We start from the raw sequence: 13,196 nt of genomic DNA on the forward strand, positions 1-13,196 counted from the left end.
CTTCAGAATATTGGTTTATTTTTTATTGATAAAATGTGCGTTTGGCTATTTGTATCACTATCCACATATTACCTCTTCAATTACGAATTACGAATTACGAATTACGAATTATTAGAGAATGTCACAACCACCAAATCCTAGCAGTATGCGTAACTTTTTGGCGATCTGGGTAGGTCAATTGGTTTCTACTATTGGTAGTAGTATGAGTCGCTTTGCGATCGCCATTTGGGCATGGGAAATTACAGGTCAAGCAACAACTCTGACTCTAGTGGGCTTTTTTAGCTTGCTACCTAGTATAGCGGTAGCTTCCATCTCAGGGGCAATTGTTGACCATTTTAATCGCAAATTACTGTTGATAATAGGTGACACAGTAGCAGTGCTGACGACAATCGCCATGATGCTGTTATATCTCACCAACCATTTGCAAATTTGGCATTTATATGTAGCTAGCGCTATTGTCGGGACATTTAATCAATTTCAATCTTTAGCATACTCCGCATCAGTATCTTTATTAGTTCCCAAACAACATTACACCCGTGCTAGCAGCCTGGAATTTGTTGCAACTTATGGCAGTAATATAGTCGCTCCCGCTTTAGCAGGATATCTTTATCCAATAATTGGTTTATTGGGAATTTGGCTGATTGATATTTCTACCTTTGCGATCGCTATTAGTAGTTTATTATTTGCCCGCATACCTAACCCATCTCTAATCGATACCCAGGAAACTTATACCCATATTTGGCAAGGTTTAGGATTTGGTTTTCGCTATATTCTCGAACGCAAAAGCTTACTCGCTCTTTTAATCGTCGCATTCCTGTTTTGGTTTGCTCATGATGTTGGGGATTCTCTCTATACGCCATTGATTTTATCTCGAACTGGCAATGATACTGTGGTTTTGGGCAGTTTAGCTGCTGCGGCTGGTTTTGGTGGTGTCACTGGAGCCATCATTGTGAGTACCTGGGGTGGTTTTACCAAGAAGATCGACGGTGTTTTGTTGGGGATGATTGGTGCAGGACTAAGTAAAATTGTTTTTGGTTGGGGTCGAACCCCTTGGATTTGGATACCTATGCAGTTTTGTTCTTCTTTCAATTTCCCTTTCAACGGTAGTTCTGATAACGCCATTTGGTTAGCTAAAGTTGCTCCCCATGTCCAAGGAAGGGTATTTGCCGCCCATGCATTAGTTTTACAATTTGGGTCAGCAGTAGCTTATTTAATCGCAGGTCCTCTAGCAGATAGAATATTTACTCCTGCATTAGCCGCAGGTAATGGTCGTGCGGGAATTTTGGCAACAATATTTGGGACTAATGCAGGTGCGGGGATCGCACTGCTGTATGTAATCTGTGCTGTGGGTATGTTGCTGGTTGGGTGTGCTGGATTTTATATTCCCCAACTGCGAGATGTGGAGAAGATTTTACCCGACCATGATGCTGAATATGCACGAGTTGAATCGGGGAAATAAGTCCTAGAACTGTCCTTATTTATATACCTAGATTATCTTAGCGCTAAAAGCTATAAGTTTTACTCATTGCTATTCTCTTGCCTCAATCTGTCACTTATCGGTAAAGTAAGGCAAGCTAAATAAAAATAACTCTCAATAATATTGAGAATGATTCGCACAGACGAATGTTTTAATTTCAGCACATCGGTGGTTGGCTAAACTATCAATGGTCGAGAACTAGAGTTAAGTAAGCACAAAATTCTAACTCGACTTACAATCCTTGGTTTGGTTGACTACTAGGCTTGAATTGAGATCGATAATCAGCAGTAGTCACAGAAGGTACAGGATGAAAATACTCTCCAGTTTCATAAATCAAATGCAGTTTCAGTGCTGGCGAGCATATTTTTATTACCAGCCGAAAGCTCTGTAGAAACGACATCCCGCCAATTTTCTCTGGCGATCGCAACCTGAGAAAACCAGCAGTTTATTAGGTGCATTTAGCTCTCGCAAATAAACATGATTAAATCCAATTGTTCCTCTGTTAAAAGCCAACCTAGCTGTTCTACTGTTGTAGAACTGTTACGTTTGAGAAGTTCATCGCAGCCAAATCGAGATGCTTTCACATTTTTGTTAGACGGGGAAACAGAGCAAACAACCCTGACTTACCAAGAATTAGATCGGCTAGCACGTCGAGTTGCTACTCGGTTGCAAGAACTAGGCTTAACAGGCGAACGAGCTTTACTGCTTTATCCTGCTGGACTAGATTTTTTAATTGCCTTCTTTGGTTGCTTATATGCAAAAGTTGTGGCGGTGACTGCATATCCTCCCAGAAATCAGCGCAATACACCAAGAATAAAAGCAATTGCTACTGATGCCGAAGCTGCGATCGCTCTAACAACTACGGAAATATTCTCAACAGTGCAGTCTCTCATGACAGAAAAGACTGACACAACATCATTGCAGTGGTTAACTACCGATAATCTGACACAGGGGATAGAAGATAATTGGCAACCACCCCAGATCGATAGAGATAGCCTGGCTTTTCTGCAATATACATCTGGTTCTACAGGCACGCCTAAAGGTGTGATGATTACTCATGGCAACCTCCTGCACAATGCTCTGACAACTTGCCAATTTATGGAGCATTCCGCAGACAGTAAGTTTGTCACATGGTTGCCAATGTACCACGATATGGGTTTAATCGGTGGCATATTACAACCTTTGTATGGGGGTTTTCCGTGTATTGTTATGCCTCCTGCTGCCTTTCTCCAACGTCCATATCGTTGGTTGCAGACAATTTCTCAATATCAAGGAACGACCAGTGGCGGTCCCAATTTTGCCTACGATCTATGCGTGCAGAAAATTACTCCCGAACAAAAAGCAACTCTTGACCTGAGTAGCTGGAGTGTAGCTTTTAATGGTGCTGAACCGATTCGTTACGATACCTTGGAGAGATTTGCAGCCGCATTTGCAGAATGTGGCTTTCGCAAAGAGGCATTCTATCCATGTTATGGCATGGCGGAAACAACTCTCATGGTTTCAGGTGTAGATAAGGCTACCTCACCATTAGTAAAAGCGATTGACAAATCGGCATTAGCATCTAATCGAGTTATTGAATTGGCAGTTGCAGATGAGAATATATATCATTTTGTTAGTTGCGGTCGAGTCATCCCCCAACAGCAAGTAGTTATTGCTAATCCTGAAACACTTAAGGCTTGTCAACCCGACGAAATTGGGGAAATTTGGGTATCAGGATTGAGCGTTGGTCAAGGCTATTGGCATCGAGAACAAGAGACAGAAGAGACATTTGGCGCTTATTTATCAGATACAGGCGCAGGACCTTTCCTGCGAACTGGAGATTTGGGCTTTTTGCAGGATGGAGAGCTATTTATTACAGGTAGAGCTAAAGATTTAATTATTATTCGCGGTCGCAATCTTTACCCACAGGATATAGAACTTAGCTGCGAAAGCAGCCATCAATCTTTACGCGCTGGTGCTAGTGCCGCATTTACAGTTGAAGTAGACAATGAAGAGAAGTTAGTCATTGTCCAAGAATTAGAGTTTCGCGCCAAACCTAATGTAGAAGAAGTAATAAGTGCTATTCGTCAAGCGGTGACACAAGAGCATGAAGTCCAAGTTTATGCAGTAGTTTTAATTAAACCAGGTAGTATCCCCAAAACTAGCAGTGGTAAGATTCAAAGACGTGCAACTCGCGCCCAGTTTCTTGCCAGTGAGTTAGCTGTAGTTGCAAGTAGTATTTTCGACGATGTAAGTAATGATTTTGATTTAGATAATTTGTGTCGCGAGACTCTTTTAGCTGCAACAGAAAATCGTCAGCAACTTTTAGAAGATTATCTGCATCGGGTTGTAGCTCAAATTTTGAAAGTAGCTCCATCTCAGTTCAACTCCCAGCAAGCTTTGAATACTCTGGGATTAGATTCGATTATGGCAATCGATTTGCAGAACTGGATTGAAAATAAGTTTGGGGTACAAATACCCGCAGTGAATTTTCTAGATGGTATTAGTATTGCTCAATTAGCGACGCAGGCGATCGCACAAATCAAAGAGAAAAAAGCGATCGCACAGGCAATATCACCAGTTGCTACAAGTATTAACGAATATCCTCTTTCCTTCGCTCAACAACGTTTGTGGTTCTTTGATCAGTTAGAACCAGGCAACCCATTTTACAATATGGCGATCGCCGCACGCTTAACTGGATCTGCGAACATTGCTGTTTTAGAGGAAAGTTTAAATGCGATTATCCAACGTCACGCAGTTCTAAGGACTACTTTTACTAATAGAAAAGGCAAAGCGCTACAAGTTATTGCTCCTAGTTTGACTGTCAAGATACCGATAATTGACTTAGAGAAGTTAGAAGCACCTGAGCAAACAGCAGATTTAGAGCGATCGATGCGCTTAGAAGCACGTCAACCGATTGATTTGACAAGCGGGTGTTTGTTACGCTGTACCCTCGTCAGACTTCAGCCGACAGAGCATATCATGTTGCTGACAATTCATCACATTGCTGCTGATGGTTGGTCTATGGGAGTTTTTCTCCAAGAACTTGCAGCATTTTATCAAGCCTTTTTGACAGGAAAACCCCCAGCACTAGCTGAACTGCCTATCCAATATACAGATTTTGCTGTTTGGCAACGCAATTGGCTGCAAAAAGATGTACTAGATTCACAGCTACGGTATTGGCAGCAACAATTAAGTAAACCTCTGCCAGTATTAGATTTACCTACAGATTATCCACGCCCACCAGTCCAAAGTTTTGTTGGTAGCAAGCGAGAATTTGCCCTATCCAAGTCTCTAACCGCAGCCTTGAAAACCGTCTCGCGGCAAGAGGGAGTAACGCTGTTTATGACGCTGTTAGCAGCGTTTAAAGTGTTACTTTATCGTTATAGTGGTCAGTCAGATATTTTAGTTGGTTCGCCTGTTGCCAACCGCAACCATCAAGAATTGAAACCACTGATTGGCTGCTTTGTCAATACATTAGCGTTGCGGACAAATTTGAGTGAGAACTTGACATTTACACAGTTGCTCAAGCAAATTCGGGAAGTCACATTAGGAGCTTATGCTCATCAAGATTTACCTTTTGACCAATTAGTAGAGACAGTGCAACCAGAACGGGACTTGAGTAGGCATCCACTATTTCAAGTATGGTTTGCTCTGCACAATACCCCACTACCAGCGTTGCAAGTTGCAGATATAACTTTAACTCGGTTAACTGTTGATGTCGGAACAGTGCAGCTTGACTTGAGTTTTGATATGGAAGAAACTTCCCAAGGGATGATTGGTTGGGTTGAATACAGTACAGACTTGTTTAATGCTGACACTATCAATCGGATGATTGGGCATTTTACAACCTTGTTAGCAAGCATTGTCCAAAATCCAGAGCAAAGTCTCGTTGACTTGCCGATGTTAACTCCAGCAGAACAACAGGAGTTACTGATTGATTGGAATAATACTTGTAGTAATAATTGGCAAAATCAATGCTTGCACGAGCTATTTGAAACCCAAGCAGCCAAGACACCAGATACTATTGCTGTCGTATTTGAACGAGAAAAAATTACCTATCATCAACTGAATCAAAGAGCTAACCAACTTGCTCATCACTTACGCAGACAAAGGGTAAAACCTGAAGTTTTGGTAGGAATTTGTGTAGAACGCTCTGTAGAAATGGTGGTGGGGATTTTGGCAATTCTCAAAGCTGGTGGTGCTTACGTACCCCTAGATCCAACCTATCCCCAAGAGCGTCTGGAGTTTATGCTCCAAGATACTCAAGTGGCAGTTTTGCTAACTCAAGAGCAACTGGATCGAGAGTTGTGTTTGCACAGTAACGCTACAGTTGTTTATCTCGATTCTTGGCAGGTAGATACTCCAGAAAACCAAGTAAATCCAGTCAATCAAGCCTTACCTACTAACCTTGCTTATGTGCTTTATACCTCTGGTTCTACAGGTCAAAGTAAAGGTGTTTGCTGCACTCATTGGGGAGTGGGTAATTTATTAGCAGATTTTACTGGCAGACATCAAATTCAAGCTGGGGATGCTTGCAGTTTGTGGACAAGCCTAAATTTTGATGTTTCGGTGTATGAAATCTTTTCTGCTCTTTTAGCAGGAGGAACACTACATATTGTTCCAGAAGTTATACGTGCCGATGTTAGCAAGTTTGGGGAATGGTTAGATGTCCATCAGATCGAGAGCGCTTATGTGCCTCCTTTCCATCTCAAAGCACTTGCTGATTGGTTAGCAGACAAGCCAGGAAAATTGACTTTGCAGCGGTTACTTGTAGGTGTAGAACCCATTTTGCAAAGTTTGCTAATTTCAATTCAAAAGCAAATTCCCAGATTGCAGATTATCAATGGTTATGGACCTACAGAAGCCACCATTTGCACTACCTTGTATTCTGTGCATCCAGATTCTACCGATGCAAAAACACCAATTGGTCGTCCGGTGCAAAATACAGCAATTTATCTGCTAGATCGCAACTTACAACCTGTTCCTGTGGGAGTTCCTGGAGAAATATACATTGCTGGTGTAGGACTTGCGCGAGGATATTTACATCGTCCTGAGTTAACCGCCGAAAGATTTATACCCAATCCCTTCAGCCACCAGATGGGAGAGTATTTATACAAAACAGGCGATCGCGCTAAATATCTCCCTGATGGTAATCTAGAAATCTTGGGACGATTGGATAGTCAAATTAAGTTTCGTGGCTTCCGAGTGGAATTAGGAGAAATTGAGTCAGTTTTACGCCAAAATCCACTTGTGCAAGATGCTGTTGTTTTACTGCGAGAAGATATTCCTGGAGATCGGCGATTAGTAGCTTATTTAGTCCCAAATCAAAATAATCCTCATCTTGACGCACAAATATCTACAACCGCAGAAGTTGAGTATTTGTCTCAAATCCAAACTGTTTACGATCAATTTTACAGTTGGGAATTTTCTTCGTCTGACCCTTCAATTAATTTAAGAGTTTGGAAAAGTAGCTACACCGAACAGCCATTACCAGAGTCAGAAATTATCGAAAGTGTAGATTGCACTGTCCAGCGAATTCTTGCTTTACAACCTCAGCAGGTGTTAGAAATTGGCTGCGGTACAGGTTTAATTTTGTCGAGAGTTGCGCCTCATTGCCAGCATTACAGGGGGATGGATATCTCCGAGGTAGCATTACAATATCTAAAACAGCAGTTAGACAAAAACCAGACAGAATTAGTATCTAAGGTCAAACTTATTCAAGGGATGGCGCATAACCTAACAGCCATTGCACCACAAGAAATAGACACAGTTATTCTCAATGAGATTATTCAAAATTTTCCTAGCATTGATTACTTAGTCAATGTTTTGGCAAAAGTAGTTACTCTCGTCAAATCTGGGGGACGAATTTTTATTGGTGGCGTTCGCAGTTTACCACTTTTAGAAGCTTTTCATGCCTCTGTCCAACTAGATCGCGCACTAGATTCTCTTACCGCAGACAAGTTTAAGCAACGAGTCCAAGAACACCTCTATGCTGATAATGAATTAGTTATTGACCCAGCTTTGTTTGCGGCTATTAAGCAACATATACCTCAAATTAGCCACGTACAAATTCAACTCAAGGGTGGTCGCTATGATAACGAGTTAACTAAGTTTAAATATGATGTCATCCTCTATATAGAAACTCCAGTTAAGACGATCCAAGACATACCTTCTTTAGATTGGCAGCAAGAGCAATTAAGTGTCGCTGCAATTCGTCAGTTGCTTTTAGAACGAAAGCCAGAATGTTTCCGAATAGAGAGAGTTTCTAATCCTCGTTTGCTAAAAGAAATCCAAATTTTGCAATGGATGGTAGAAGCTGAACCATCGCAAACAATTGCAAATCTACGGCAAATCCAAGATGCTCCCACGCTAGGGTTAGAGCCTGAAGACCTGTGGAAACTAAGTCAAGAACTACCTTATGGTGTGGAAATAATTTGGTCTACTGGTAGAAACGATTGTTATGATGCGATATTTAGGCGGCACCAGATCGGCACTAGCGATCGCATAACGGCTTCAGCATTACAACCGCAAGCAAATATCCGACCTTGGCAAGAATACAGTAATCAAAGATCGCCACATACAGATCCTCAAAAACTCGTTCCTCAATTGCGCGGTTTTCTGAAGGAAAAACTACCCGCTTATATGTTGCCTAGCAGCTACGTGGTATTAGATACGTTGCCTTTGCTACCTAATGGTAAAGTCGATAAGCGATCGCTTCCACAGCCAGAAAATTCGCGTCTTGTAGAAATTGCTTATGTACCTCCGCAAACTCAAGTCGAACAAAAAATTGTGGCAATTTGGCGAGAGATATTGCAGGTAGATAAAATTGGCATCCATGACAATTTCTTTGACCTTGGTGGTAATTCCTTACTTATTGTGCAGTTGCATAACGAATTACAAGAAAGTTTTGGGCGTGATTTGTCAGTTGTAGAGCTATTTCAATACCCAACAATTAGTAAATTATCAGAGCGGATTAATCGCCAAACAAACGGAGAGTCTGCTTTTAATTCGCTCCATAATCGAGCGCAAAAACAAAAGCAAGCTTTAAATCGACAAAAGAATTTGCTGAGAAAAAGAGACAATATTAATTGATTTAAAAGTAGGCTAGAAATGAGTAAATCTATAGAAGAGATAGCTGTTATAGGCATGGCGGGGCGTTTCCCTGGGGCGAAAAACATTGAAGAGTTTTGGCAAAATTTATGCTCTGGGGTAGAATCTATTTCCTGTTTTACAGATGAAGAATTAACAGCCGCAGGCATCAATTCAACTTTCCTCAACGATAAAAACTATGTCAAATCTGGGTTTATTTTAGAGGATATTGCCCTATTTGATGCCGGATTTTTTGATATCAATCCCAAGGAAGCGGAAACTACAGATCCACAACATCGCTTATTACTAGAATGTGCTGATACTGCCCTAGAGGATGCTGGTTATGACTCTACTAGGTGCAAACAACGCATTGGAGTTTATGTCGGTGCTAGCGATAATAACTATTTGAGCTTCGATCTAAATAAAGACAGTGTTGGCTCGGTAACGTGCTATCAAACTTCGATTGGGAATGACAAAGACTACCTAGCAACTCGCGTATCCTACAAATTAAATCTTACAGGTCCGAGTTTAACTATTCAAACTGCTTGTTCGACCTCATTAGTTAGTATTACTCTAGCTTGTCAAAGCTTGCTAAATTATCAATGCGATATGGCTTTGGCGGGAGGAGTATCAATTCATGTTCCCCAAAAAACTGGTTATTTACACGAACCAGGTGGAACTTTATCTCCTGATGGTCATTGCTATGCCTTTGATGCCAAAGCACAGGGAATCACTATTGGCAATGGTTTAGGAGTTGTAGTTCTCAAGCGGTTGAGTGAAGCTGTAGCTGACAAAGATCGCATTTATGCAGTAATTAAAGGTGCAGCCATCAATAATGATGGTGCTGCCAAAGTCGGTTTTACGGCTCCTAGTGTGGATGGTCAAGCAGAGGCGATCGCTGAAGCAATGATGCTGGCTGAGGTAGAACCCGACACTATTAGTTACATCGAAACTCATGGTACAGGGACAACTTTGGGAGATCCTATAGAGATTGCTGCTCTCACCCAGGTTTTTCGCGCCCACACTGAGAAAAAAGGTTTTTGTGCGATCGGTGCGGTGAAAACAAATATCGGTCATCTCGACGCTGCTGCTGGAGTTGCTGGATTAATCAAAACTGTTCTCGCCCTCAAACACCAGCAAATACCACCCAGTCTGAATTTTGCCCAACCCAATCCCAAAATTGATTTTGCTAATAGTCCTTTTTACGTCAATACAAAACTGAGCCAATGGCAACAGGGATTTACCCCGCGTCGTGCTGGTGTCAGTTCTTTAGGTATGGGTGGAACTAATGCTCATGTCATTTTGGAAGAAGCACCCTGTTTGGAGGAGGGCAGTGAAGGTAGACAATATAAATTGTTACTACTATCAGCCAAGACGGAAACAGCTTTAGAGACTGCAACTACAAACTTACTCAACCGCCTCCAACAGCACCCAAAATTGAATCTTGCAGATGTCGCTTATACCTTGCAAGTTGGGCGCAGAGAGTTTAAGCATCGGCGAATGCTGGTATGTCAAGATTCTGAAGATGCCTTAAATGCATGGCAAGATCCGGTTCGGCAACGAGTTTTGACTAGATATCAAGAGCCAAGTCAGCGAGCGATCGCCTTTATGTTTTCTGGACAGGGCGCTCAGTATGTAGATATGGGTAAAGAACTTTACCAAAAAGAGGCGATTTTTCAAGAACAGATCGATTTATGCTGTCAATTGCTGCAACCTCATCTTGGTTTGGATTTGCGATCGCTACTTTATCCCCAGGAATCTGCATCAAAAACCGCCGCCGAAAAACTGCAACAAACTGCGATCGCTCAACCTGCATTGTTTGTAGTTGAATATGCTTTAGCTAAGTTATGGATGTCTTGGGGGATTTCTCCTAGTGCCACAATTGGTCACAGCATTGGTGAATATGTCGCAGCTTGTCTTGCTGGTGTATTTTCCCTGGAAGATGCTTTAGCTTTAGTTGCTAAACGTGGAAAGTTGATGCAAAAACTGCCAACTGGTGCGATGCTTTCCATTTCTCAGTCAGCAACGGAAGTTGAAAGTCTGCTAAATGACAATTTATCTTTAGCTGCTAGTAATGCTCCTGACTCCTGTGTCGTTTCTGGAACCTACGATGCTATAGACGCAATTCAAGAAAAACTCACAGTATTAGGTGTAGAGTGTCGCCGTTTGCATACATCCCACGCCTTTCATTCTGGGATGATGGAACCGATTTTAGAGCCATTTATCAAAGAAGTTCAAAAAGTTAAACTAAATACTCCTCAAATCCCCTTTATTTCTAACGTTACAGGAACATGGATTGCAGCAGAACAAGCTACTAATCCTCACTACTGGGCAACACATTTAAGAAAAACAGTGCAGTTTAGTGCAGGTATCTCTACATTACTGCAAGAGCAATATTACTTGCTGGAAGTAGGACCAGGACGCAGCTTAGGTACTTTAGCAAAAAAACATTCTCATGCCCTAGTATTGTCTTCGTTACCTCATCCTAGAGAAAAGCAGTCAGATGTAGCATTTTTACTGAACTCACTAGGCAAACTCTGGTTGTATGGAGTACAGGTAGATTGGTCAGGATTTTATCGCCATCAGTCCCGTCATCGTCTCCCGCTACCGACCTATCCTTTTGAACGTCAGCGTTACTGGATTGAACGAGAACGTACTAAATCTGAGCCACTAGCCAAAAAGCCGGATATAGCAGATTGGTTTTACGCACCTTTGTGGAAACAGTCTTTACCCTCTGGAATTATCAACCAGACACAATCAAGCGATCGCAAGTATTGTACTTTGATATTTATCGATAAAATTGGTTTAGGTATAGAAATAGCCAAACGGCTTCAGCTTGAGGGACAAGATGTAATTACAGTCCAAGAGGGAGCCAAGTTTACTAAGTTTGACGATCGCGCATATAGCCTAAATCCCCAACAACGTGATGATTATGACTTGTTGCTGAATGAATTGATAGCACAAAACACAATCCCAACAGCGATCGCTCATTTATGGAATGTAACTGCTTTTGATAATACTTCAAAAATAGAAAGCGTAGAGCAACTGCAAGATAAAGGTTTTTATAGCCTACTGTTTTTAGCTCAAGCAGTTGGCAGACAACACATTACAAGCCAGTTGCAAATTACAGTTGTTTCTAACAATATGCAATCAGTCATTGGCAAAGATTGCTTATATCCAGAGAAGGCAACTTTATTAGGCGCTGTCAAGATAATTCCGCAAGAATATGCTCATATTAGCTGCCGCAGCATTGATATTGTCATTCCTACAGATGTAAGTTGGTACGAAAAACTTGTAGATAGTTTAATAAATGAATTAAAAACACAATCTTCTGATATTGTTGTTGCCTATCGTGGTGTTAATCGTTGGGTACAAACCTTTGAGCCTGTCCGTTTAGAAAAGCACAAAGAAACGTCCAAATTAAAACAAGGAGGAGTCTATCTAATTACAGGCGGAATGGGGGGTGTTGGACTTACTCTAGCATCACATCTAGCAAAGAGTATCCAAGCTAAATTAGTTCTCATTGGGCGTTCAGCTTTCCCTGCAAAATCAGAATGGGAACAATGGCTAGCTACTCATAATGAAGAAGACAATATCAGCCAAAAAATTCGCAAATTACAAGAAATAGAAAATTTCGGTGCAGAAGTTTTAGCCATTAGTGCTGATGTATCTAATCTAGAACAAATGCAAAAAGTTTTTACAACAGTTAAAGAAAAATTTCAGCATATTAATGGTATTATTCACTGTGCAGGTGTTGCCGATTATGCTGGTGTTATTTCTCGGAGAACGCGAGAAATGACAGCAGAAATTATGGCTCCAAAAGTCAAGGGTACGCTAGTCATAAACAGCCTGTTAAAAGATATTCAACTAGATTTTTTCATTTTTTGCTCATCGCTTAGTTCTGTTATTTATAGAAGTAAATTTAGTGAGGTTGGCTATTGTGCTGCTAATGAGTTTCTTGATACTTTTGCTTATTACAAAACTCACATAGAAGGCACATTTACAGTATCTATTAACTGGAATGATTGGCTAGATGTGGGGATGTCAATAGAGGCAGTGAAACGAATAACCCAAAAATACGATCTTGCTCAAGAAGAAACTTTTTTAATGGATGCAGTTTCACCTGCAGAAGGGGTAGAAGTATTAGAGCGCGTTCTTAATAGTACAGTCCCGCAAATTGCAGTTTCAACTCAAGATTTGACAGCTTTAATTGAACGCGATCGCGATTTTAACCCACAGGCTATGCTGGATTCTTTAGGTAAGACAACTGCATCAGCCACATATCCACGTCCTCAATTGACTAATGCTTATGTTGCGCCTAGAAATGAAACTGAAAAAATAATTGCCGAAGTCTGGCAAAACTTACTGGGGATTGAAGAAGTAGGGATTTATGATAACTTCTTTGAACTCGGCGGCGATTCACTCTCGATCGTAAAATTACACAGACAACTGCAAAAAAGACTGCAAAGAGATTTATTCACAACTGATTTATTTGAATACCCAACAATCAACGCTCTCGCTCAATATTTAAGCCCAGCAGAAGTTGACAAAAGTATTGTGCGGCAAGCTCAATCTCGCGTGCAGAGGCAAGAAAAGGCTATTGAAGAAGAGAAAATGATGAAACAAAGGAGAAAGGCGCGTGGTTAGT

The 13,196-nt window shown here is 41.2% G+C and carries 4 protein-coding genes; 3 read left to right on the forward strand and 1 reads right to left on the reverse strand.

The window, feature by feature from the left end; translation table 11 throughout:
- Positions 1 to 118: 118 nt before the first annotated feature.
- The gene (locus tag UH38_RS17160; protein ID WP_045055906.1) at positions 119 to 1,459 is read left to right on the forward strand and encodes an MFS transporter; all 1,341 of its coding nucleotides are present in this window, start codon (positions 119 to 121) and stop codon (positions 1,457 to 1,459) included.
- Between the two features lie 344 nt (positions 1,460 to 1,803).
- Here the strand turns inward: UH38_RS17160 and UH38_RS27925 are convergent, their stop codons facing one another.
- The gene (locus tag UH38_RS27925) at positions 1,804 to 1,935 is read right to left on the reverse strand and encodes a hypothetical protein (RefSeq protein ID WP_268748896.1); all 132 of its coding nucleotides are present in this window, start codon (positions 1,933 to 1,935) and stop codon (positions 1,804 to 1,806) included.
- A 19-nt stretch (positions 1,936 to 1,954) separates the two neighbouring features.
- On the opposite strand from UH38_RS27925, the gene UH38_RS17165 reads away from it, so the two are divergent.
- Positions 1,955 to 8,551: a non-ribosomal peptide synthetase gene (locus UH38_RS17165; RefSeq protein ID WP_045055907.1), complete on the forward strand. Its 6,597-nt coding sequence runs from the start codon at positions 1,955 to 1,957 to the stop codon at positions 8,549 to 8,551.
- An 18-nt stretch (positions 8,552 to 8,569) separates the two neighbouring features.
- The gene (locus tag UH38_RS17170; RefSeq protein WP_045055908.1) at positions 8,570 to 13,195 is read left to right on the forward strand and encodes a type I polyketide synthase; all 4,626 of its coding nucleotides are present in this window, start codon (positions 8,570 to 8,572) and stop codon (positions 13,193 to 13,195) included.
- The last annotated feature ends 1 nt before the right edge of the window (position 13,196 follow it).

The organism is Aliterella atlantica CENA595 (assembly GCF_000952155.1).
GTDB classification, from domain to species: domain Bacteria; phylum Cyanobacteriota; class Cyanobacteriia; order Cyanobacteriales; family Chroococcidiopsidaceae; genus Aliterella; species Aliterella atlantica.